19 protein-coding genes and 2 pseudogenes are annotated in these 24,893 nt (G+C 37.8%); 11 read left to right on the top strand and 10 right to left on the bottom strand.

Annotated elements, in window-relative coordinates:
* Positions 1-109: 109 nt before the first annotated feature.
* The 5 genes from eda to LOS73_RS15120 all read left to right on the top strand — a co-directional run bounded on the left by eda (position 110) and on the right by LOS73_RS15120 (position 9,405).
* On the top strand, positions 110-727 hold the full coding sequence (eda, locus tag LOS73_RS15140) for a bifunctional 4-hydroxy-2-oxoglutarate aldolase/2-dehydro-3-deoxy-phosphogluconate aldolase (RefSeq protein ID WP_033040597.1): 618 nt from the start codon (positions 110-112) through the stop codon (positions 725-727).
* Positions 728-741: 14 nt separating this feature from the next.
* On the top strand, positions 742-1,824 hold the full coding sequence (fbaA, locus tag LOS73_RS15135) for a class II fructose-bisphosphate aldolase (protein ID WP_149606176.1): 1,083 nt from the start codon (positions 742-744) through the stop codon (positions 1,822-1,824).
* Complete coding sequence (locus LOS73_RS15130) at positions 1,821-2,783, top strand: class 1 fructose-bisphosphatase (RefSeq protein WP_096792784.1); 963 nt, start codon at positions 1,821-1,823, stop codon at positions 2,781-2,783. The genes fbaA and LOS73_RS15130 overlap by 4 nt, the downstream gene beginning before the upstream one ends.
* 459 nt (positions 2,784-3,242) lie before the next feature.
* Positions 3,243-5,975, top strand: coding sequence for a poly(beta-D-mannuronate) lyase (locus tag LOS73_RS15125; protein WP_457933930.1), 2,733 nt, complete (start codon positions 3,243-3,245; stop codon positions 5,973-5,975).
* Between the two features lie 385 nt (positions 5,976-6,360).
* Positions 6,361-9,405 (top strand): TonB-dependent receptor, encoded by a 3,045-nt coding sequence (locus tag LOS73_RS15120; protein WP_457933929.1) that lies wholly within the window; start codon positions 6,361-6,363, stop codon positions 9,403-9,405.
* A 282-nt stretch (positions 9,406-9,687) separates the two neighbouring features.
* Here the strand turns inward: LOS73_RS15120 and LOS73_RS15115 are convergent, their stop codons facing one another.
* The 5 genes from LOS73_RS15115 to LOS73_RS15095 form a co-directional block, all read right to left on the bottom strand.
* The gene (locus LOS73_RS15115) at positions 9,688-10,428 is read right to left on the bottom strand and encodes a FadR/GntR family transcriptional regulator (protein ID WP_008137413.1); all 741 of its coding nucleotides are present in this window, start codon (positions 10,426-10,428) and stop codon (positions 9,688-9,690) included.
* A 617-nt stretch (positions 10,429-11,045) separates the two neighbouring features.
* Entirely contained in the window at positions 11,046-12,086 is a 1,041-nt protein-coding gene (locus LOS73_RS15110; RefSeq protein WP_337149778.1) for an IS481 family transposase, read from the bottom strand.
* A 109-nt stretch (positions 12,087-12,195) separates the two neighbouring features.
* Positions 12,196-12,663, bottom strand: coding sequence for an OsmC family protein (locus LOS73_RS15105; RefSeq protein ID WP_007378953.1), 468 nt, complete (start codon positions 12,661-12,663; stop codon positions 12,196-12,198).
* Between the two features lie 81 nt (positions 12,664-12,744).
* The gene (locus LOS73_RS15100; RefSeq protein ID WP_457933928.1) at positions 12,745-13,302 is read right to left on the bottom strand and encodes a GNAT family N-acetyltransferase; all 558 of its coding nucleotides are present in this window, start codon (positions 13,300-13,302) and stop codon (positions 12,745-12,747) included.
* A gap of 439 nt (positions 13,303-13,741) precedes the next feature.
* Positions 13,742-15,652: an aminotransferase class V-fold PLP-dependent enzyme gene (locus tag LOS73_RS15095; RefSeq protein ID WP_033023881.1), complete on the bottom strand. Its 1,911-nt coding sequence runs from the start codon at positions 15,650-15,652 to the stop codon at positions 13,742-13,744.
* A gap of 526 nt (positions 15,653-16,178) precedes the next feature.
* On the opposite strand from LOS73_RS15095, the gene LOS73_RS15090 reads away from it, so the two are divergent.
* The gene (locus LOS73_RS15090; RefSeq protein ID WP_008137405.1) at positions 16,179-16,418 is read left to right on the top strand and encodes a type II toxin-antitoxin system ParD family antitoxin; all 240 of its coding nucleotides are present in this window, start codon (positions 16,179-16,181) and stop codon (positions 16,416-16,418) included.
* Positions 16,418-16,711, top strand: a complete 294-nt coding sequence (locus LOS73_RS15085) for a type II toxin-antitoxin system RelE/ParE family toxin (RefSeq protein ID WP_457933927.1) — start codon at positions 16,418-16,420, stop codon at positions 16,709-16,711. Before LOS73_RS15090 ends, LOS73_RS15085 begins: the two co-directional genes overlap by 1 nt.
* A 59-nt stretch (positions 16,712-16,770) precedes the next feature.
* Here the strand turns inward: LOS73_RS15085 and LOS73_RS15080 are convergent, their stop codons facing one another.
* Complete coding sequence (locus LOS73_RS15080) at positions 16,771-17,811, bottom strand: IS481 family transposase (protein WP_337149778.1); 1,041 nt, start codon at positions 17,809-17,811, stop codon at positions 16,771-16,773.
* A 115-nt stretch (positions 17,812-17,926) separates the two neighbouring features.
* Between LOS73_RS15080 and LOS73_RS15075 the strand changes: the two are divergent.
* Positions 17,927-18,076 (top strand): annotated as a pseudogene (locus tag LOS73_RS15075) (IS30 family transposase); the annotation flags it as partial.
* Positions 18,077-18,088: 12 nt separating this feature from the next.
* Here the strand turns inward: LOS73_RS15075 and LOS73_RS15070 are convergent.
* Positions 18,089-18,355: pseudogene (locus LOS73_RS15070) on the bottom strand (transposase); the annotation flags it as partial.
* Between the two features lie 675 nt (positions 18,356-19,030).
* On the opposite strand from LOS73_RS15070, the gene LOS73_RS15065 reads away from it, so the two are divergent.
* From LOS73_RS15065 to LOS73_RS15055, 3 genes are read left to right on the top strand one after another with little or no spacing between them, the layout of a single operon-like run.
* Complete coding sequence (locus tag LOS73_RS15065) at positions 19,031-20,146, top strand: hypothetical protein (RefSeq protein ID WP_457933926.1); 1,116 nt, start codon at positions 19,031-19,033, stop codon at positions 20,144-20,146.
* On the top strand, positions 20,146-20,625 hold the full coding sequence (locus LOS73_RS15060) for a three component ABC system middle component (RefSeq protein ID WP_033023879.1): 480 nt from the start codon (positions 20,146-20,148) through the stop codon (positions 20,623-20,625). The genes LOS73_RS15065 and LOS73_RS15060 overlap by 1 nt, the downstream gene beginning before the upstream one ends.
* On the top strand, positions 20,622-22,571 hold the full coding sequence (locus LOS73_RS15055; protein WP_457933925.1) for a DUF3732 domain-containing protein: 1,950 nt from the start codon (positions 20,622-20,624) through the stop codon (positions 22,569-22,571). The genes LOS73_RS15060 and LOS73_RS15055 overlap by 4 nt, the downstream gene beginning before the upstream one ends.
* A gap of 221 nt (positions 22,572-22,792) precedes the next feature.
* Here the strand turns inward: LOS73_RS15055 and LOS73_RS15050 are convergent, their stop codons facing one another.
* The 3 genes from LOS73_RS15050 to nth form a co-directional block, all read right to left on the bottom strand.
* Positions 22,793-23,380, bottom strand: a complete 588-nt coding sequence (locus tag LOS73_RS15050; RefSeq protein ID WP_457933924.1) for an imm11 family protein — start codon at positions 23,378-23,380, stop codon at positions 22,793-22,795.
* Entirely contained in the window at positions 23,377-24,069 is a 693-nt protein-coding gene (locus LOS73_RS15045; RefSeq protein WP_033040943.1) for an AHH domain-containing protein, read from the bottom strand. The genes LOS73_RS15050 and LOS73_RS15045 overlap by 4 nt, the downstream gene beginning before the upstream one ends.
* A gap of 189 nt (positions 24,070-24,258) precedes the next feature.
* Entirely contained in the window at positions 24,259-24,891 is a 633-nt protein-coding gene (gene nth / locus LOS73_RS15040) for an endonuclease III (RefSeq protein WP_007379030.1), read from the bottom strand.
* Positions 24,892-24,893 lie beyond the last annotated feature (2 nt).

The raw sequence follows: 24,893 nt of genomic DNA, 5'->3' as shown, positions 1-24,893 counted from the left end.
GCGCTGAAAATAGCTGCTTGAGATAGATTTATTATCTAGAGTTCAGGTTAATCAAACATTAAAGGCCGCCATACATAGGCCGCATTACTTTTTATAAAGGAACAACGTTATGACTCGCTTTTCTGAACTTATGTCAGGACAAACACTGCTACCTATAATTCAAGCTGATACGCCAGAGCAAGGTGTTCAAATAGCAAAAGCCATGGCTAACGCGGGCCTTACTCTAGTTGAAGTAGTACTAAGAACAGAGGCATCAATAGAGGCATTAAAAGCTATTAAAGCACAAGTGCCTGAGCTAAAAGTAGGTGCGGGTACAGTCATAAATACTGATATTTTAGAGCAAGCACTTAAAGCTGGTTCTGACTTTATTGTAACGCCAGCGGTGTCTCCTGCATTACTTACAGCGCTTGCTAAATGTAATGTACCGGTACTTCCTGGTGTATCAAACACCGGTGATATTTTAATGGCGCTTGAATATGGCTTTGAAGAGCAAAAATTATTCCCGGCTTCGCTTGCCGGTGGAGCACCTTTTGTATCAGCTGTGTCGTCAGTATTTAGAGCAGTCAGCTTTTGTCCTACAGGTGGTGTTAGCGAAAGTAACAAAATGGACTATCTTTCTTTAAATAATGTATTCGCCGTTGGCGGTACTTGGATAGCGAAAAAAGAATGGGTTGAACAAGAAAATTGGCAAGCAATTACCGATTCTTGTATCCAAGCTTTAAAGTAGAAAGGATCTGATAAATGAATTATTTAGCCCCAACAATACTGCCAGGCGTAATCGTTGGCGACGAAGTAAGTGCTGTGTATGAACACGCACGTACTAACCAATATGCGTTACCAGCGGTAAATGTTGTTAGTACAACATCTATAAATGCGACGCTAGAAGCTGCTAAAAAGAAAAACTCGCCCGTTATTATTCAGCTTTCTAATGGTGGAGCTCAATTTTTTTGTGGTAAAAGCTTATCCTTACCAGAGCAACAATCAGCAGTGCTTGGGGCGGTAAGTGCTGCAAGATATGTACATTCAGTGGCAGCACATTATGAAGTGGCAGTGATGCTTCATACTGATCATGCAGCTAAAAAGCTACTACCTTGGATTGATGGTTTGCTTGATGAAGGTGAGAGACACTTTGAACTGACTGGCAAACCACTGTTTAGCTCGCATATGATTGATTTGTCAGAAGAGCCTTTAGAAGAAAATATCGAAATTTGCGAACGTTACTTAATGCGTATGGCAAAAATAGGTATGACGCTAGAGATTGAGCTTGGCTGCACGGGCGGCGAAGAAGACGGTGTTGATAACTCACACTTAGATAGTTCTGCTTTATATACTCAACCTGAAGATGTTGCATTTGCTTACGAGCGTTTAAGTCGTATTAGCCCTAACTTTATAATTGCGGCATCTTTTGGCAATGTTCATGGTGTATATAAACCGGGTAACGTTGTTCTTACGCCAACTATTTTAAAAGATTCACAAGCTTACGTATCAGAAAAATTTAATCTACCAAGTAACTCAATTAACTTTGTTTTTCATGGTGGTAGTGGTTCTGAGTACAGTAAAATTGCAGAGTCTTTAACGTATGGCGTAGTGAAGATGAATATTGATACCGATACGCAGTGGGCGTGTTGGACAGGTATTTTAGATTACTACAAAGACAACCAAGCATACCTACAAGGGCAAATTGGTAACCCTGATGGGGATGATAAGCCAAACAAAAAATATTACGACCCTCGCGTATGGCTGCGTCATTCAGAGCAAAGTATGGTTGCAAGGCTAGAGCAATGCTTTGACGATCTAAATTGTGTAAATAGGTATAGCGTATGAAAAGATTAAATACAGTATTGAAAGAAGACGGTGTAAATACCGACCTTATTTTACTTATTCGCACAATTTTAGCGACCAGTAAAGAAATCGCCTTTCGAGTAAGCCAAGGTGAATTAGCCGGTGTTTTAGGTTCAACATTGAATGAAAACGTTCAAGGTGAAGTTCAAAAAAAGCTTGATGTAATCGCAAATCAACTACTTAAAGACATCCTACTTGACGATAGCAGCGTACGAGCAGTTGCATCAGAGGAAGAAGATCATGCGGTAGGTGGCCATCCTGAAGGTCAATTTATTGTTGCTTTTGACCCGCTAGATGGCTCTTCTAATATTGATGTTAATGGGCAAATAGGCACTATATTTACTATTTACTTAGCCCGTGATGATGTTCCTTTTGACAGCGACGAGCAATTTAGTCAGCCTGGTATAAATCAAGTATGTGCAGGTTATGTGTTATACGGCCCTTCATCATTACTTGTAATGAGCACTGGCGGGCCAACACGTTGTTATACGTTAGACTCAACACATGGCGGTTACTTACTGACAAATAAGCAGTTAAGTGTGCCAGAACAAAGTCGTGAATTTGCCGTTAATATGGCTAACTACCGTTACTGGGACGAACCAACACAAGTGTATTTTGATAAATTGCTATACACCTGTGAAAACTTCGAAAAAAGCTCAATCCGTTGGAATGCAGCGATGGTCGGCGACGTTCATCGTATTTTATGCCGAGGCGGTTTATTTTTGTATCCACAAGATAAACGTATCGGTAACGATAACGGAAAAATAAGACTGCTTTATGAAGCAAATCCGTTAGCACTTTTAGTTGAAAACGCAGGTGGCAAAGCAACCTCTAGAGGAGCGCGAATTTTAGATATTGCGCCAACTAGCTTGCATCAACGTGTGCCTGTTGCTTTAGGCTCGAATGAACCTGTGGAATTTTATAATAGCGCTATGTTATAAAACAGCACTCAACAAAAAAGGGGCAAGAAAATTGCCCTTTTTTTACCCTTATTTTTCATTTTCTTTGTAAATAATCTTTTCTATGCAAATTCACTGCATTTCTTAATTTTTTATAGTCTTCAAGTAAGAATACTTCACATATTAAATAAATCTTATTTACTTAATCCCGAGTAAAACCAATTTTTTACTCTAGGGTTATGTATTTTCCTAGTAATTATGCACGATTGAATTCAATTTTTGACTAGAAATAACAGCGTAGGGTTAACTGTATGTTCATTTATTGTTATTTAATTCGTTGGGTATAGTGGAAAAAGTTATTTTATTATGGTTATATTACCAAGTTGGTTAACAATTCATTTGCAATTTAGATGGGTTTGGTAATAAGCGCGCGATTTATTTGGTAACACACACAATAGATAGCCAAATATTAAAACTATAAATTTGGAGAATAGAGCCACCATGAAATTAAAACACTTTGCACTATGCGCTATTGCGATAGCAATAGTTGGTTGTGACACAGATTCAAACAATAATGACAACAACTTGGGCTCTATTGCTCTAACCGGAACAGTAACAAGTGGGCAAACATTAACAACGGCCGTTAGTGACCCAGATGGGATATCGGGTGAAATTACATATTTTTGGTATGCAGATGGGCAAGCTATTGAAGGGGCTAAAAGTTCATCATTTACATTAACGGATGACCAAATCGGCTTATCTATTACTGCGCAAGCACTTTATACCGATGATGATGGCATTAATGAATCACATATCACAGAACCAACCGCAGATGTTGCCGCAATTGCATTCCCTGCAAGCTTAACCATTACGGGTGACGCGCTAGTTGGTTCGCAACTAACTGCCAATGTAGCTGACGAAAATGGTTTTGATGGCGATACAGTAACTTATAAATGGTTTGCGGATGATGTAGAAATTGCAGATGAAGTACTTTCAACGCTCACGTTAACAGACGCACAGTTTGGTACGGTTATTACTGTTAGTGCATCTTTTGAAGATGAACGTGGGTTTGCTGAATCTGTTACTTCAGCCAGTACAGAGGTTGTAGCACGAACAAACTCAGAGGGTGAAGTGATAATTAGCGGCACGCCAACTGTTGGAAACACATTAACAGCAGAAATTAATGATACCGATGGAGCATCAGGAGATATTACTTATCAATGGCTTGCTGACGCACAAGAGATAGATGGCGCAATAGAGAGCACCTTTGCAGTTGATGCATCACTTTTAGGTCAAAAAATAAGTGTGCAAGTTGCTTATACAGATGATAATGGATTTATCGAGGATAATACATCAGAGGAAACAATTGCTGTTTCTGCTGTTGCGGTTGACGAAGCCGGTAGCGTAGCCATTATGGGAGTAGTGCCTTATTTAACAAGTGGTGAGTTAACCGCTGAGATAACTGATAACAACGGTGTTGAAGAGGCTAACGTTACTTATACTTGGTCTGCTGATGGCGTTGAAATAGCTGGCAGCAATAGTAAAACATTTACACCTTCTGCTTACGCAGGCTCAATAATGTCAGTTACAGCTACGTATACAGACAACGATGGCTTTGCAAGTAGCGCTACAAACTCACTTGACACAGTGGTTTACACACAATTAGTTAGTAACCCCGAAGCACTCCTTGGTGCTATAAGTGGCGGTTTAGCTGATGGCGATGTTATTGGCTTAAACACCGGTGTTTATGCTGATATGGACGCAATTTTATTAACCAGTGCAGTAACGCTGCGCGCTGTAGAAGGGCAGAATCCGGTACTTAGCGGGGAAGTATGTGTACATGTTGCCAACGGCGTTGACGGCGCTGCATTAACAGGGCTTACCTTTAAAAACATAGACACTAAAGCGGGTGCATTTTGTGAAACCGAAGAAGAAACTGTAATTTACTCAGAGGGCGATAACTTTATATTTTCACAAAATACGATGGATGGAGAAGACACTTCACTTAATAACGCTAAATACAATTGGATAGTGTTAAAAGGTAAAGGCGCACTAGTGGAACGAAACACGTTTACTAACCGAAATACGGTAGAAGAAGGCTCTGTGATTAAAATGTCATCTTCAAGCTCTGATCACACTATTCAGTATAATTTATTCAGTAATAGTAATAATCCAAACTTTGCTGAATCAAGCTTACACCTAATTAATGCGGGTAATACAACGGGCGCTGACGCGGCAGAAAACGCTAATTTTACTATTCAATACAACAGGATAGAAAACTTTGTAACAGGGCGTCGTTTAATCAAAGTGCAAACATCTGGTGCAACTATCAAAGGCAATACAATTGTAAATCCTAATGGCGGTATTTCATTAGAAGATGGAGGATTTAACAGTGTCACAGATAATGTGATTATTCGTACTACGGATATTGCTAGCTCAGATGATAGACCGAGCGGTGTGTTAATTACACCACTTGGACATACCGTTAGTAATAACTATATTGCAGGTATTCGCTCTGATAATAAAGAAGCGGGTGGCATAGTGTTTACAGCTAATCCCTTTTCGCAAGACGATGGCGGCGTACCAAAGTCAGGAAATCAAGCAGTGCTAAATGCTGCTGGTGACTTTACACTTAACGTTAAGAACAATACGGTATTAAACTCTCAACAACCCATAGTGTTCAGTACTGAGATCGGCTCTAAAGCACCAGCAAGTGATTGTGATGAGTTAACCGCAGTGAATGCGCCAGTGCTATATGGTCTAACCAAAAATGCGTTTGTTATCAACTTTGATGGAAATTTAATTGCAAACGGTTTAGGTGATCAATCTAGTAGCGATACAATTGCCAGTAGTGCATTAACACAAGGTTTATTTTACCCATATACACTTAGTAGTGACCATGCTTTTGAATATGACTGCGACTTAATTAATCATACTTCATCGGTATTAAGTAACAACTTTGGTTATACGGATAGTCGAGTATCAGGTGATGCAAGCGGCGACTGGGTTGAAATCAGAAAACTAAACGGTAATGGTGCATTTGATACTGATGGAGCTATCGACCAAGACCCAGCAACTAATAATAAAGAAGTGCTAGAGTATGTTACAGCAACAAGTACGCTAATAGAAACATCACCAACTGGTGCGCAGGTTTTGGCTGGTGCTAGAGGCCTTCATTATATTCAAACTTCAGAAGTGGGTGTTGGATCTACTTGGAAAATACAAAACGATTAATTTGTAGTAAAACGTTTAATCGGTGTTTTGATTAAAAACTTACTAATTTTTTAGCCCCAATTTTGGGGCTTTTTATTTCCTCCCAAATACCCCCTCAAACCTGCGCAGCAGGTAAATTGACTCCCAATAGATAGACACGCCCAGACGCATGTTGCGTTTATAAGCAAATATTTTATTCGTAATACTTGTACCAACAACCTATTTTACCCCTTGGTAATACCTATAAAATAGAATTGGTCTTAACGCTGGTAATATTTAAGTGTTAAATTGGTTGATCAAGTGACTTCAGTTGAGTATATTAAATACAGGATTCACATTCTATCTACACAAGCATAACAAGCGACACATAACTAAAACACACTACAACAACCAACGGAGAATTTTAATGTCGTTGAAGTCAGAAAATAATAATTCGATAGCGGGACCATTTGTACTAAGTCCAATAGCAAAATGGGTAAGAACAGCGGTAATTGCTGGTATGGCTGGTTCTTGTGCACTTACTGCGCAAGCTCAGGAAGCTGAAAAAAAGGTTACTGAAGTTGAACCTGATGTTGAAATCATTAGCGTTACAGGTACACGTAAAACAATACAAGATCAGATTGCTATTAAACGTGAGTCTACCACTGTAGTTGATGGCCTTTCATCAGAAGACATTGGTGATTTACCTGCACTGTCTATCGGTGAAGCGCTGGAATCAATTACAGGTGCTGCATCTCACCGTGAAAATGGTGGCGCAACAGAGATTACTATTCGTGGTCTTGGACCATTTTTAAGTGCCACTCATATCAATGGTCGTGAAGCAACCAATGGTGGTGGTGACCGCTCAGTTAACTTTTCACAGTTTCCATCAGAGCTCGTAAAAAAAGTAGCTATCTATAAAACGCAAGATGCATCTATGATTGAAGGTGGTGTTGCAGGTGTTATTGCTCTTGAAACCGTAACCCCTCTCGATTTTGGTAAGCAACGCGTATCAGGGGAAGTTAAATTAAACTATAACCCTGATGAAAGTAATGTAGAAAACTCATTACAAAGCGATTTAGGTTATCGTGGTACGTTTAGTTATGTGGACCAGTTTGAATTTGATAACGGCCAAGCCGTTGGTGTGTCTTTTGGTGTACAGCGCCAAGATATTAGCCAACCAGAAGCTGAATATAGAAGCTCAAGCCCGTCAGGCTCTTCATTATGGGCGTGTTTAAACGATCCTAACAATACCAATGAAGGTTTTTATCGTAGCAGCGCTGGTGACTGTGAAGATCAGGTCGGTGGCGAAAAATTAAAAAACCAAGGCTATGATACAGATATTGATTCTGAAACCGGTAAAGCAAAAAGTGATGGTACGCCTTATGCGTGGACTGGCAGTAGTCGCAGTTTTCGTCAAAATGAAACATCGGATGAGCGTGACGCAGTATTTTTTGCATTGCAATACCAGCCTTCAGATGCGTGGGATATTAATTTTGATACGCAGATTTCAGATAGAACACAAAAAGAAGCGCGCCACGATTTAATTTTTTTACAAAAACGCGCAACACCAGGTATTACTGGCCCGACACTTGTTACTAACGATGTAGGTGGTATTTTACATTGGGAAGGCGAAGAGCGAATTGAATCAGCGGGTGAGCAATTTGAACGTGAAGAAAATTACCAAGGGTATGGTTTAAACATTGAACATAATGTAACTGACCGATTAACGGTTAATCTTGATTTAGCGTATTCAAAAACAGATCGTGAAGAACTACAAATTTCAAACCGCGGTAGAACATCGGATCGTAATTTCTTCTCTTGGGATTTGGGCGATGAAATTCCTCATTTCACATTAACGGATTTTGATGTTACAGATATTTCTAATTTTACTGACAGTTTAAGAACACGTTTAGATCGTGAGAATGTTCGCGAAAATGTAATAAAATCAGCGCGTTTAGATTTTGATTATGAATTAGATAGTGGTATGTTCACTAAAATTGAAGGGGGTATCAGAACATCTGAGCTTTCTTTCATACAATTCGGTGGCAGCCAAGGTAATGGTTCAAGAAACGAATACACAGTAGGTGACGATACGGCACTTGAAATTCTGCAAGGCTGTCAAATAGACTTCCCTGAATCAGACTTTTTATCAAGCGTGTCTGATGGCAACATTGTAACTAATGTTGATAGTGATGGTAACGTTATTGGTTCAGGTACAGGTGCTTCGTGGGCAACCTACGACAACGTCTGTTTTTCGCAAGCAGTTGCAGCAACTGATGCCGATTACAACGGTGTGTTCGCCTATCCTGACGTTGAATACCAAAATACTGGTACTGTCGATGTAACGGAAAAAACCACTTCAGCGTATTTAATGGCTAGTTACGATACAGAGATGTTTGGTAAATTTATACGTGGTAACTTTGGTCTTCGTGTAGTAGATACTGAAGTAACATCTGTTGGCTTCAGAACAGATTATTCTGTTGGTACGGATGCAGACACTGGATTTCTTGAATTGGTATCAGATTCTACAACACTTGATAAAATTCAAAGCGGCTCTAGTTATACCAAATATTTGCCTAGCTTTAACTTAGTTGTAGATTATAGCGAAGATATATTATTGCGTGCGGGTATTTACCGTGGTATGTCTCGCGCAGACCCGTCAGATTTGAGCTTTAACCGTGAATTTTCAACGAACAGTAACGATGATGGTGCAGCCACTTCACTTTCTGATTTAGTCGTAGGTGTAAACGGTTCTGGTAACCCTGCCACTCAGCCATTAATGTCATGGAACTATGATGCGGCGGTGGAATGGTATCCGAATGAAGATTCGATTGTAGCGTTTAGTCTATATTACAAACAGTTCCAAGGTGGTTTTGAAAAACAAACTATTTTAGAAGAGTTTATAATAGATGGCGAAAGTATATCTCTGCCTATTACTAACTCTGTTACATCAGACGATGACAGCGAAATAGTCGGTCTTGAAGCTTCGTTTTCTTACCGCTGGGATAATGGCTTAGGTGTAAAGTTTGGTTATAACTTCGCTGACACTGATTTTGAATTTGAAGATAGCTTATACGGTGATACATTCACTACTGACCTTGATGGTAATACAACACAGTTAAAAGAGGGCATTGTTGAGCCAGGTTCAGTTCCTGGTTTTTCTAAGCATGTATTTAGTAGTCAACTTTACTACCAAATTGGCGACTTCGATACTGCGGTTATTTACAAATACCGTAGTGAGTATTTCCAACCTTATACAAGTAATGGTACTCGTTTACGCTATGTTGACGCTGTAGGTGTGTGGGAAATGCGTGCATCGTATAAAATCAATGAGCACTTTAGAATCAAAGCTGAGGCAATTAACTTATTTAGTGCACCTAAATCACAAGACTTCTTTGTTGAAGATAATTTAGGTGAAGTGAATGATTATGGCCCACGTTTATTCTTAGGCATGAGCTTTAAACTTTAAACTATAAAGTTAAAAATAGAAAAGGCGGTTTACCGCCTTTTTTCTATTTTTATCATTCTAAAGCTAGGTGAGTTTGTGTATTAACTAAGCTGAACTCTGGTTAAGAGATTTATTATACCAATCTGCTTATATATGGGTCTATTTAACGTTAAAAAATTACGCTGAACTAGGCAAATTTTTTGTATCTTGTTCTAAATTAAAACTTTTAACGACGTTATAATGCAATTTAATTCGTTAACTTGCTCAAATATTTATGCAAGTTGGTACTATTCAGAGTTCAGGTTATTTAGTTAAGTGAGAAATTGAATAAAGCCCACGAGTTTCGTCTGTTTTTCGTCTTACTTCTTCCAATGCTTTAGCTTCACTTGCTTCAAATAATGCATTGATCAATCTATTAAAGTGATTATGCATCGCCTTTCTTGCGGCGGATGGGTTTCGATCAGCTATTGCATCATAGATAGTGGTGTGCTCAGCCAAACGCTGATTTATATTTTGCGAACAAACACCTTGGTGAGCTAATAATATTTGTGGTTCTGAGCGTCGTAACTTCCAAAAGTTATTAATGGTAAGTGCTAGCGCTTTATTACGAGTTGCTTGTGCGATAATTTCATGGAAAAGTTGATCAGCTTCATCAGCTTTGTCAGAAAATTCCATGTCTATTAGTGTTTGCTTAAGTGCTTGTAGCTCACTATCTGAAATTTTAGAGGCCGCTAGAGCTGCAGCTTCCGATTCGACTAATGCGCGTGCCTGAGTTAGTTCAAATGCACTTATTGGGGGAGTTAAAGACGCTGTTTTTTTACTACTAGTAACAAATACACCCGATCCAGTTTTTACTTCAACGCGCTTTCTAACTTCCAGCGCAATAATAGCTTCACGAATAGTAGGGCGACTAACATCGTAAACTTCTGCCATTTCACGCTCTGCAGGCAAACGGCCACCTACTGGATAAATACCTTGATCAATTAAGGCTTCTAGTTTTTCTACAACCATCCAGAAACGTCTGCGCTTTTTAACATTTTGCATTACTTAATCTCTCAAAGTGGGGAGGTTTTGTTAACTTTAAACTCAAATTTTATGCTGCTTACAACGTAAAGAAACACAGTTAAAGCTTGGCATAATTAATTTTTATTATAAATACGAAATTTTAGTAGTCAAAATAATAAGTATTAGTCTAACTGTAAGCCAAGGAATTATCTTATTTTTCTTTTAAAACAGAGCATAAGCTAATTTACGATTTTTTGTTATTGATAAAATTTTATTTTATGGCGTTTTGTCTTTAAATTCACATAAATCGTATAATCCGACAACAATCTTGCTTACAGGCAAGAGGGTGTATGGTAAGTACAATACTCATCAGTGTTGTATATAAGCTGGTTAATACTACACAGGCTACTTTGTAAACTTTAACAGCATTTTTACTCAAGGCGAAGTTAGCACGATAAAATGCGAAAATATGCATGTTTCAGTGATTACAGGCCAGTACATAGTCTCAAAATAGCAGTGGATAAACTCATTAACCCGACAGTTAAAACGACTAAAAAGAGTCATGAGTTGTCGGGAGTATCTAAACTTACTAGTTAAACTGTACTAGCTCAGACTTGATCTGACAGTTACCCATTTTTCTAATGGTGACTGTTAGTTTAGATTTGAGCTAAATTCTTTTCTGCCCAAACCGTTTTTCCATCCAGTAATGTTTCAAGTGGTGTTCGACCGCAACATACTTTTCCTTGATGAGTCCGATCATTGTTGTAGTAATCCATCCATTCGTCCAGATCTTTTTGTAGTTTTTCCATTGAATCGTACAACTTTTTGCGGAATGTGATTTGATAGAACTCGTTCAAAATCGTCTTATGGAAACGCTCACAGATACCATTTGTTTGCGGGGACATTGCTTTCGTTTTTGTATGGTCGATGTCGTTAATTGCCAAATATAGCTGATAATCATGATGCTCAACTCGCCCGCAATACTCAGTTCCTCGGTCAGTTAATATTCTAAGCATAGGCAATTTGTGACCTTCGAAATAAGGCAATACTTTATCATTGAGCATGTCAGCCGCTGTAATTGGCGTTTTCGTTGTGTAGAGCTTCGCAAAGGCGACTTTACTGTAGGTATCCACAAAGGTTTGTTGATAGATACGACCAACACCTTTAAGGTTACCAACATAAAATGTGTCTTGTGAGCCAAGATAACCGGGATGCGCTGTTTCAATTTCACCACAGGCTTCATCGTCATGTTTTTTCTTTTCTAGCGCAGCAACTTGAGCGTCAGATAAAATAATACCTTCATTAGCGACTTTGTTTTCCAATGCTTTCAATCGTTTTTTGAAGTTTTCTAAATCGTGACGCAACCAGATTGAACGAACACCACTACCTGAGACAAACACGCCTAACTTACGAAGCTCATTGCTGGTTCTATGTTGACCGTGAGCAGGATAGTCAACTGCATAGTTAATGACGGCTTGCTCTGTTTCTTCGTCAACGCGATTCTTTATATTTGGTGTACGGCGGTTCTTTTCGATTAATGCATCGATACCACCTTCATTAACGAGTTCTTGATAACGATAAAATGTATCTCGTGATACGCCCATGACTTTACAGGCTCTTGATACATTGCCTAGTTCTTCGGCAAGGTTAAGTAAACCAGCTTTGTGTTTTATGATTGGATTGTTAGTATGCAACATGAGAGTTACCTTTTTGTTTGTTTTGATTTAAAGATTCGACACCTTTATCAAAACGGGTAACTCTCACTTTTTCAAGTTGAATTGTCAGATCTTGTCTGAACTAATACAGTTAAACTGAAATTTCCGTAACAACTTCAGTTTTTACGGAATTAGCTATAAAACATTGTTCATGGGATTGATGATGCATTTTCTCAAGTTGCTCCATTGTTGGTTTCTTATCGCCTGAAAACTGAACATGTGGTTTAAGTGTGACTTTAGTCATTGAAATTTTACCATCACTATCTTTTTCCATAATACCAACTGCCTCGTCTACATATGAGTCAACTACATACTTTTTTTTGGCGGCAATAGATAAAAAGAATAACATGTGGCAACTAGAAAGTGATGCAACAAAAGCCTCTTCGGGATCGACATTTTTTTCAATTGAATAAGGTAATGGAACAACATGAGGGGAAGATGAAGCTAGTACGGTTTGACCGCCATCGAAAATCCATTTATGCCCACGGCTATATTTATTATCAATATAACTTTCATTATTTTCTCTTACCCAATTAATTTTGGCAAAATATTCTGACATATACACTCCATGTTGATGGACGTAGCCTAAGGGACAACTTAAATAGCCTCAACGTCTTGTGAATAAAAATTGTAAACATATTTATATAGAACTGAACTCTGAACGGAGTAAGCCGAAGCACTTGAGGTCATGAAATTTATTTTTCCAAAACCCACACTCACGTCGAAGTCCTTCTTCTTTAAATCCAAGCCGCAATAATAATGATTCAGATGCGATATTTTCGGGTATCGTATCAGCCTGAATTCGGTTTAACTTCCCACAAGCTAATATTCCAGAAAAACCAGCATCAACAATTGCGCGGACTGCTTCCACAGTATAGCCACATCGCCAAAATTGAGGGTGTAGCTCGTAACCAATTACAGCATTACGCATTTTACTGTTCCACGAATTAAACCCGCAAGTGCCTATCAATTGTCCTGTTGGTTTTAATCGGATGGCCCATCTGATGCCTTGCTGTTCGTGGTATCTTTCATTAAAAAGGTTAATCAAATTAGCAGCTTGATTGTGTTCACGAAAAACATCTAAATCATAGTATTCGATTACAGATGGGTTAGAAAATAAATTGAACAACTCAGCTTCATCTTCAACACGAAGCTCTGTGAGTAATAGCCGATCAGTTTCAAGTGATGGAAATACCATCTAAATTCCTTTTATAATAAATTAATTGCACATGTATCTGTTGATGCTGCGCTCATGCTTTTAGTTTTCTTTAGTGTCAATGTCAGGCCAGTTTTTGGCTGTGTTCACTCGCTGCGAGCTATAACAAGTTTGTGGTTTGTACCTACGCATAACCAACCCTGTATGGCTCAGATATTGATCATCCCCAATACGAACCCAGCCATACTCCCATCTATACATTGAACCGTATACCAAAAGGCATCGATTATGTCGTTAATGACGGTCATAAACGCGAAGTCATAAACATTAATGATATTAAAGTGGAACAACTGTTAATTACGCGCTTGCATTAAATTATCGGTGTAATCGGGAATTATCACTCATGCAATAACGCTTCATACAGCAGCAATGTCTTGCGACATTACTGCCCAGCGATAACGATAGTACTAAACGAATACCGTTACTTCTTAACCTTTCCCTTAAGTACATAAATTTCACCATCAAAACTGCCTTGAATTGTCAGCCCTTGGCTTGCCAATTCCTGCAAATATTCAATGTGATCTTCAGTAATATGCTGGCCCGGCACTAAAAGCGGAATACCTGGCGGATATGGGGTAACTAAACCAGCGCAAATGCGGTTGTTACTTTTGCTAATAGGCACCGATTCGCGCTCGCCATAAAAAGCATCGCTTGGAATACACGCGAGATCGATGGCGGGTAAATTTTCTGGTAAGCGGGCTCTGCGCGTCGATTTCGACAGCTTCACTTTGCCCCCATCTAGCTTTTTCAATGCATTGTACAAACGAATTATTTTCGAACGTGTGCCGCCAAGCGTGAGTAAAACCAAGATAGTGCTGTGCGTGTATTTTTCTATTTCTAGACCAATTTCGTCCAGTAAATATTTATGAATATCTTTTAATGAATAAGGTAGCTCACTAATATCAATGAGTATTTTTAACGGATCGTGACCCATGTTATCACCGCTAAAGTGCGGAAATATATCCATAAAGTCTTGCTTACCTAGCACTTTAATGTGCTTGAGCGACGCCATCTGTTGTTTAAATTCGTCAACATGATTTAGCAGCGCATTGAGCAGCTTATAGCCTTCCATCTCTAATTGCTTTTGGCATACATCAAGAGACGCAATAAGCTGATATTTGGGCGATGTGCTGGCGTAGATACTGTAAATATCTCGAAAAAAATCAGCATCAAAATCGGGGTCGTTAATATGAATATAAGAGGCCTGAGAAAACGCCGACACTACTTTATGTGCAGAGTGGGTAATGTAGTCGGCCCCAGCATGTATAGCAGAATAATAACGAAAGCTAGGATGAAACAAAGAGTATGCAAACCACGCCTCGTCAATAAACACCTTAATACCATATTGATGAGCGTAATCTACGACTTGCTTCAGGTCGCTAAGCAGGCCATCGTAAGTACAACCTGTAAGCACCAGTAATTTAGCATCAGTATTGTTTTCAATTGCTAACTTTATGTCGGCCAACGACGGTGGCGCGAAAATGCCATATTTTGGATTTAAAATACTCGCCAAATAAATGGGGTAACTGGCAGATTGCAAAATGCCATAGTGGACTGATTTATGACAATTACGGTCAACAATTACTTTATCTCCCTTACGCAGGAGTGTTTGTAAAATAATTTTATTTGAGGTAGACGAACCGTTTGTAACAAAGTAGGTGTGCTTAACTTCAAATGTTGCCGCTGCTGATTCTTGAGCGCGACCAATAGTATTCGTGCTGTCTGACAATGAGCCTAGCGAGTCTACCGACACCGACAGATCGCCAACAAATACATTGCGGCCATAAAACTGATAAAAATCTTTAATATAAGGAGAGTTTCTAAAGCTAGAACCCCCGCTATGACCCGGTGTGTGCCATGAATCGTTCGACTCGCCCACATAACGACGATACGCCGTCCAAAATGGCGTTTCCGAACGGTCGTCAAAATCGTTGATCATATAACCTAAAATTGCTTCAGGGTCAGAAATTACTTCATCTTTAAAGAAAAACGATTCAATTTCTTCTGACTCGTTAACGATTTCTAGCCCTTTGGTGTCGTCGCCAACAACATAAACCGGCAGCTCAAGACGAATAGCCTTTAACTCTTCAATAAAGCGGCTATACATACGCTCACCCACTTTATTGTGCATATCCCAGCTTAGAACCACGGCTTGAATATCACCATCTTCCGCTACATGTTCCAACGCGCGTTTAAGCTCAAGGCATTCAATAATATCGATATGAATATCATCACGCTCAAAATTAGGAATAGTCTTTGACAGATTCGTTGAAAGCCCATGTAAAGTGGTTGGGTCTTGCTCAATTATCAAGATACGAAGTAGAGGTAGCATAGAGGTTTTCGCAATAAGATTTATAATGCTCAATAGCATAACCAAAGGAGTGAGACTTGTGAAATTAATACTTTGATAATGCCTTGTTATAATTTTTTTAATTCAGTAACAATATACTGTAAATCTGTATCAGTAGCCTCTTCGACAAGTCAATTACCCAACTCAGGGTTTAAGTTAAATCCAGTCGAGACATGATCTAGATTTGGTATTACTGTTGACCAATATACAGCCACTGCCTTGTCAGCAGTAACACCAGAATAATCTTTATTAAGGTAAAATTTAAAGAAAACTGGCAAATCAATGAATAGCACATCAAAAATACAGTTATGAGCAATTGCCTTGGTATATTGTGCTTTCGGTTTTAGTATTTTTCTCGCAAATTTAAAATCAGAACGAGGGCTCTCATATTTACCATGAAATTATAACGCCGCCATAAACGCCGTTATGCGTCCGATTTAATTGCCTTGTTATATTTTTTATACCATAATCCAATATATATTGGTATTAACTAAACAAAGGTTTAACTATGGCTAAAAATACAAGTGTTACTTTAGGTGATCATTTTGATCAATTTATAAGCCAGCAACTTCATTCAGGTCGTTACGGTTCAGCAAGCGAAGTGCTTAGAGCTGGTTTGCGAGCATTAGAAGATGAAGAAACTAAACGACTTAATTTGCGTAATATGCTAGTTCAAGGTGAACAAAGTGGCACCGTTGAATATAGCTATGATTCTTTAATTGCCGAGCTTGATAAAGAAAATAATTGATGAATAAATTCGCATTATCAGCTAAAGCAAAATCGGATTTAATAAAAATTGCAAAATACACCCAACTCACATGGGGTCAAGCACAACGAAATAGTTATTTAAAAATACTCGATAACTCATTTCAATTATTAGCAAATGATCCCAAAATAGGAATTAACTGCGATTGTATTAGAGAAGGTTGTAGTAAATACCCTCATGCTAACCATGTGATTTATTACAAAGGGCATAAAGAAAATCAGATACTTATTGTCCGCATCTTACACAAAAGTATGGATGTGAACCGCGCTCTATGAGATGTACTAGCTCAGACTTGATCTGACAGTTACCCATTTTTCTAATGGTGACTGTTAGTTTAGATTTGAGCTAAATTCTTTTCTGCCCAAACCGTTTTTCCATCCAGTAATGTTTCAAGTGGTGTTCGACCGCAACATACTTTTCCTTGATGAGTCCGATCATTGTTGTAGTAATCCATCCATTCGTCCAGATCTTTTTGTAGTTTTTCCATTGAATCGTACAACTTTTTGCGGAATGTGATTTGATAGAACTCGTTCAAAATCGTCTTATGGAAACGCTCACAGATACCATTTGTTTGCGGGGACATTGCTTTCGTTTTTGTATGGTCGATGTCGTTAATTGCCAAATATAGCTGATAATCATGATGCTCAACTCGCCCGCAATACTCAGTTCCTCGGTCAGTTAATATTCTAAGCATAGGCAATTTGTGACCTTCGAAATAAGGCAATACTTTATCATTGAGCATGTCAGCCGCTGTAATTGGCGTTTTCGTTGTGTAGAGCTTCGCAAAGGCGACTTTACTGTAGGTATCCACAAAGGTTTGTTGATAGATACGACCAACACCTTTAAGGTTACCAACATAAAATGTGTCTTGTGAGCCAAGATAACCGGGATGCGCTGTTTCAATTTCACCACAGGCTTCATCGTCATGTTTTTTCTTTTCTAGCGCAGCAACTTGAGCGTCAGATAAAATAATACCTTCATTAGCGACTTTGTTTTCCAATGCTTTCAATCGTTTTTTGAAGTTTTCTAAATCGTGACGCAACCAGATTGAACGAACACCACTACCTGAGACAAACACGCCTAACTTACGAAGCTCATTGCTGGTTCTATGTTGACCGTGAGCAGGATAGTCAACTGCATAGTTAATGACGGCTTGCTCTGTTTCTTCGTCAACGCGATTCTTTATATTTGGTGTACGGCGGTTCTTTTCGATTAATGCATCGATACCACCTTCATTAACGAGTTCTTGATAACGATAAAATGTATCTCGTGATACGCCCATGACTTTACAGGCTCTTGATACATTGCCTAGTTCTTCGGCAAGGTTAAGTAAACCAGCTTTGTGTTTTATGATTGGATTGTTAGTATGCAACATGAGAGTTACCTTTTTGTTTGTTTTGATTTAAAGATTCGACACCTTTATCAAAACGGGTAACTCTCACTTTTTCAAGTTGAATTGTCAGATCTTGTCTGAACTAATACATATAAGGCAGTACTTCCCCAAAAAGACAAGTCTACATGGCTTTGACCAAAGTTATTTAGATAAAATCGCTAATAAACTAAATAATCGACCAAGAAGGATATTAAACTATTTAACTCCTAATGATATGATTAAAAACCATGTTGCACTGACCACTTGATATCACCGTAGCCTTTTTTAATATATCCTTTTCTAATTCAATGCGTTGGATTTGCTTTTTAAGTTCGCGGATTTCAATTTGTTCGGGCGTCATTGGTGACGCTGATGGTGACTGACCATTGCGTTCTAGCTTTAATTGAGTAACCCACTTACTTACGGTTGATTTACCCACCCCCATAGCTTTTGCTGCGTCTTCTTGCGTATAACCTTGGTCTACTACAAGCTGAGCCGTTTCTAATTTAATTGCCGCTGAATATGTTGCGCGTTTTAATTTCGTCATTTTTTCACCCAAATTTGTATGATTATTAGCATAACATTTTTTTCTTAATGGGTGGCCAAAATCACTGTACCACTACAATCAGTTCCAAACAATAGAGTCAGTTTACCATTCATATTTTGGTAAATACTATCGTTTAAATCGGCTGTGATCATTGTTAGAACATTCGTTGCTTGTTCGTAAATTTCTAAATTAGTCATATTAAAAACTTTATGAAACCTCAATTAATTGACAATGATTTTACGTTGATTGCTCAGGTTTGGAAAGCAAATTGAATTCTGGAGTCAGGTCGTACATCGTGCCAGTCAAGCTCTAAAAGTTAATCTTACTTTCTCAATATAAAACAAAGTCCATTCAACTTTGATATACAAAAATGGATAAGAGAAAAAAGTAAGACCTGAACCCTTGCGTTTCACCCCTGCAACTGCTTGAAAATTGCACAGGAATACCCCTTTTTAGAAGGTATCATAGCTAGACAGCTCGATATTCAACAGGTTTTACTTGCATTCATGAAGCATTTGTACAAAATTAATCCTTTCTAACCTTATGGTAAATATGGTAATTTTATTTACTTCGATCTGGAATAGTGGTGAAATTGGTTTCGAGATCAAAACGAAATCGCGAGTTTTTACCAGTGCGCGAAGTTAATGTAGAGTGAATCTAGGAGTAATCGACAGGATGACAGAAGGTTTTGCCAACAACGCTACACTAAAGTATTTAGGCTATGTTTACCAAGTCTTAATCGCCATTGAGAAGTGCTTTGATGCAAAACCCAATGAGACTATTTGGATAGAGTGCTTTGGAGATGTCTATGATGGTAAGACGTTCACAGAGGTAAAACACCACGTAGAAGAGCATAACTTAGCTAGTAACTCAAAAGATTTCTGGAACACTTTGAAAAACTTGGTGGTTGAAGACTCTTCAATGTTTGAGAAAATTGTGTTACACACGACATCTTTCATTTCCGAGAGTTCAATATTTCATGGTTGGAACACACGAAGTGCTGATGAAAAGCTCAACATCATAAAGTCTCACGTACCATCACCTTCAATTAAGTCTCTGTATAACAAAATTTTTGAAGGTGCATCGGATGCCGAGCTATTGAGAATATTGTCTCGATTTACAATTGATCAATCTCGGGAGCATGTAGAAGATAAATGGAATAGCTTATTGGAAGCTCGCAAATTGAAGTGCGTGTTGGAGCCATACAGAGATAGCATCTTCCATTGGATATATTCATACGTCAATAAAAATGCAATCGAAGACCACCGACATTGGAAGGTTAATATCAATGATTTTGATGATGCTTTTCAGTTTCAAGTGAACAGATGGAGTGGAGATAGCATTCCTTTTCCTGTAGACCGCACGGATTATGACACGGAGCAGCATGCTGATGGTTATTTGTTTTTATTAGAGTATAAAGATATAGGTTTGAAAGGTAGGGATAGAGGTGTTGCTCTCAATGATTACTTCAAAGCTAAAAACAGTGAAGAGAGCCTTGTAGATCTTAAACCAGACATTATGCCCGAAATTATAGATAACTATTTAGTAGATGCAGTAGAGAAAGCTACAGGGTTTAAAAGACAATATTCTTATGAAATAGATTGTGAAGATTTAGGTACCTCTAAATCTAACAAGGCAGCACGTGAAGCATATCTTGAATTCCATAATAGTTCGGTGTTAGAAGTACCTGAGGTAAGTGGTACGAAACCTTACTTCATGAGAGGTAAAGTACACGAGGCTATTAATAACACCGCTTATACTTGGAAATATAATAAAGAGGATATTGACTAGTGAATCCTCAGGTTATTAGAGATTTGAAGTACTCTCCCCATTTTGTTGCTGAAATACTATATTCATTTATAGAAGGTGCTAGGCGAGTTGACGAAAGAGGTGCAAAGTTTGAGTTGATTTATCTTGTTGTTCCTTTTGTTATGGATGATGTTTTAAGGAGAAAACTGAATAGCTCTAATGCTAGTAGCACATTTCAAACTGCATTTCTAAAGGATGATGAAATTAAAGAACGATTGTTTTTTATAAATGATAAAGTTCAACACTCAAAGTCTGTGACAAATTATGGTGTGATCTACCTCAGTTCAATTCGTGAAACTAGAATTGATTCTTTCATTTTGAATGGAAATAATTTAGAAAAAGCCTTAATAAAAAATCACTATAAAAAAGAGTTTATAAAGGCATCTTATAACTTAGGTATTATTTTTGCGAAAGAAGGATATGTTAATGTTCTTCTTAAATCTAGGGTCACAAGCATATGAAAGCTTTTTTAAAAAATATAATACTAATTGGTCATGATGGTGATTTGAAAATTCTTGGTTTTGATCGAGGGTTGAATATAATAACAGGTGACTCAAAAACAGGGAAAAGTGCTTTAATAGAGATTGTGGATTTTTGTTTGTTTTCAAAGCGCTCTACAATCCCAGTGGGAAAAGTCACTGATTTCACAGACATATTTTGTTGCGTATTTGAACATGATAATAAAAAGATAATCATTGGACGATCAAATAATCAACCTTCAAAGTGTTATTTTTCTGTTGAATATTCTGCTGATTTCAATGTTGATGATGAAATTAACTCTAACTATTTTAAGTCCAAGAAAAATAGGACTAGATTAGAGGTTCAAAAGGACTTTGAAGAGCACTTAGGATTATCGGTTGAAGATACATCATTGAATAATGATGATTATGAACTTAAGAAAGGGAAAGTCTCAATTCGGAATGCTACTTCACTATTCTTTCAGCATCAGAATTTAATAGCTAATAAACATAGTTTGTTTTATAGGTTCGATAATTTCATTAAGAGTAGAACAGTAATTGATCAATTTCCTATCTTTATGGGCTGGGTTGATAGCAGATACTACAGATTGAAGAAAAGATCTGAAGATTTAGAAAAACAAATAAAAAAGATAGAGACAGAAAAAAAGAAAGCTTTGCTCGGTATTCAAGAAAAAAGAGAAAAACTACTTATACCAATTAGGCAGTATTATAGAGTGTTAAATCTTAAATTTTTGGATGAAGATGCATCACTGGAAAAGCTAAAAAATTTAGCGAGAAACCTGCCTTCTGTACCATTGAATGCAGAGCAAAATGTTGACTTCAATAAACAGCTAAATGCCTTAGAGAAAGCAAAAGATAAAGAGCTAACGTCTTTATATGAATGTAATCAATTGATAAGTCTTATTAAGGAAAATGAGGAGGAGTCAGTAGATTACTCAAACTCGATGGCACGCCTTGCAGAAGTATCACAAGATGAGTCTGTATCTAAAAACAGTGTTAGTTGCCCGTTATGTAGCACACCAGTAACTAGTCTTGTTTCTAAAGTGGAAGAGGTTAAGCGCTCTAGAGAGCTACTTCTTGATGAACTGTCCCGAGTTGGTAGTTACAAACAGGACAGTTCTAAGTCTCTTAATTCATTACTTTTAAGGCGAGACAAGCAAAAACAGGTCGTAGCTAATATAGATAATGAAATAAGACAATTAAGAAAATTATTCAGAAATAAAGATAACCTAGATATAAGGGACTCACTAAATAATATTCGTGGGAGAATAGAGAGCACCTTAGAGTTCTTTATTGAAGGGCAAAAGTTAGAAAAAACTAGCCACGATCTTTCAGCTATGAAAGAGGAGTTAGAAACCTGTATCAGGCTGATTCGAGGCTATGGTCTTGAGCATAAATTTTCCGAGGCCAATGCAATCATCAATGAGACAATGAATGAGCTTAAAAAAGACTTAGATTTTGAAGATGATTTACGAGATGGTGAGATGAAATTCAAAACAGAAGATTTCACATTCGCTTATTACTTTAAAAAACAAGAAATACTACTATCAGAAATGGGTAGTGGTGCGAACTGGTTGGCTTGTCATCTAGCGGTTTTCTTGTCAATTTTAAAATTAACCTCAAGCTCAAACTCTGTAATACCAGCAATATTATTTCTAGATCAACCTAGTCAGGTATATTTTCCAAAAGTAACAAGAAGATTTTCTTCTAATAATAAACAAGAGTTATTGGGTGAAGAAGAAGTTGATGAGAATATTAAACAAGTAATAAATATATTCAAGGTTTTTGAGCGGTTCTTGAATGAACTTGAAAGAGATCCAAAAATTGGATTTAAGCCACAGATTATAGTTTTAGAACATGCAGATGAACCTGAGTTTGATCAGTATGTTAGATATAGATGGTCTTCAAATGGTCAAAAGTTGATATAATTTTACTAAGGTCAAACAGTAACGTTTGACCTTAGTATTAACTGCCAATGATATCTATGAAATAAAGGCTAACAACACTCGGGGGATTACCGGATTACCGGCGTTAAAAAACCCACATCCACGTGGGCTTTGAAATAACTAAAATAGAATAGTGGGTTTTAAAGGTCGTTTTTTAGTTTTACACAATATCTCTGAATAAGATTTTATTCACCTAAATTAACTTAATTAGAAAAAATATTATCGAGATCTTCGTCAATATAAACACCCGTCAATCCATTATCTTCTACAGCAGATTTAAACTTATCAGTACAAAAAAAACGAGAACCACCTGTAAACTTGCTTTTAAAAACTGGCTTATTTTTTACATCATCATTTATGAAAGCAATCTTGATATAATCTAGAGGATAACCATCTAAATATTCGCGTTCACATTTTGCTTCATCTTCTTGTCCAAATGTACGCAAATTAAAAATTACAATAGGCTCACCATCAGCTTTTGTTTCAATAAACTCACCTAGAGGCGCTAATAAATCTTTTAAAGCTTCATAAGCATTCATCCTAAGAGCGATAAATCCATCCATGATACTTATATCGTAGTTATCTTTTAGGTAACCAGGTAAAAAAGACAACTCATAACTTTGAGGCCAATACTCTAATAAAGAGTCATTATTCATATGGATATCAAGTAGAAACATGCAAGCATCTTGATTAGGTGGCAACATTGGTTGTATTTTTTCAGAAAATGAAAGTATGTCCCACTCAACCATGTCGTAAGAATTAGTAACTGGCTTTAACGAGAACAACTTCATGATTTACCATCCCAATTAGCATCTTTACGCATCATAACGTTGGCTGGCACCATATGATTTTTAATTTTTATTTTCACGCCACGTAATGCATTTACAAAATCAAGTTTATTTACTTTGGTTCTTAAACTAGTAGACACCCAAACTTCATAATTATGACGATGCAACCTTCTATGAGAAACAGTGTCAGGCGTAGCCCAATCATCTGACTTGTTTTTTTCAAAGTTTCTTAGCCATACCCCATTCGTAGGATCATTAATACCAATACCAAACGAATGCATTCTTAAACGTGTGGCATATGTAAGACGTTGTCTATATCGCCCCTTACCACACACAATGTGATGCGCCTCATGATATGAAGTCGGTTTTGGCTCGCCTGCCGCTCGTAAAAACTTAGCAAGTTTTTCCGTCGGATGATGCTCTTCTTCTGCTAGCTCCTTAATAGAGGTACCTTCGCTTTCTGCACGGTAAGACTCTAAGCTTTGTTGTGCAATAAGCAAGTGCTCTAAACGCTTGCGTTCTTTTTGCAAATGGTCGTAATCTCTTTGCAGCTTTTCCTTAGATGCAGGAGATTTACGACGCTTATCGTCATAGTGTTTTTTTGCTAGTAATTCATAATTATAAATAGCCATTTCTAAAGGGCTAGGGTTACTTGGTCGATCTGGCATTGGGTAGCGCTGCAGTTGAATCATCCTTAAATCCTTAAATTTTCCTTCTGTTAGGGCGTAAAATAGCAAATAGATTATCTAGGTGCAATTCTGAACGTTACACACCTAATAACTTCAATCAGTTTATTGCTAACAATGAATAACACAGCGGTAAAATTTTCGTTCATACAACACAAAATTGAGTGACCTCTCATCGCTCAAGGCAGCCTATAGTTACTCTGTTTTATCTTTAAACTCACACAAGTCTTCAATAATACAGCTGCCACACTTAGGTTTACGCGCTACGCAGGTATAACGTCCGTGAAGAATCAACCAATGATGTACGTCTACTTTAAATTCTGCAGGCACTACTTTTTCAAGTTTTTGTTCAACGGCTACAACATCTTTACCCATGGCAAGCTTAGTGCGATTAGAAACACGAAATATATGCGTATCTACTGCTATTACAGGCCAACCAAAGGCGGTATTGAGTACAACATTAGCTGTTTTACGGCCAACGCCTGGTAGGGCTTCTAGGGCTTCACGATTTTCTGGCACTATGCTGTTATGTTCATCTACCAATATTTGGCACATTTTGTAAACGTTGGCCGCTTTTGAATTAAATAGGCCAATGGTTTTAATGTAATCACGCAGTGTATCGTGGCCAATATCTAAAATAGCTTGGGGTGTATTAGCAACAGGGAACAGCTTACGAGTGGCTTTATTAACGCCTACGTCGGTTGCTTGCGCTGAGAGTGTTACTGCGACTAGTAATTCGAACGGGCTTGAATATTCAAGCTCTGTAACTGGATGTGGATTATCGTCGCGCAGGCGAGAGAGTATTTGGTGACGTTTTTCTTTATTCATGC

The organism is Pseudoalteromonas sp. SCSIO 43210 (genome assembly GCF_054133285.1).
This window is presented reverse-complemented; position numbering and strand designations above follow the sequence as displayed.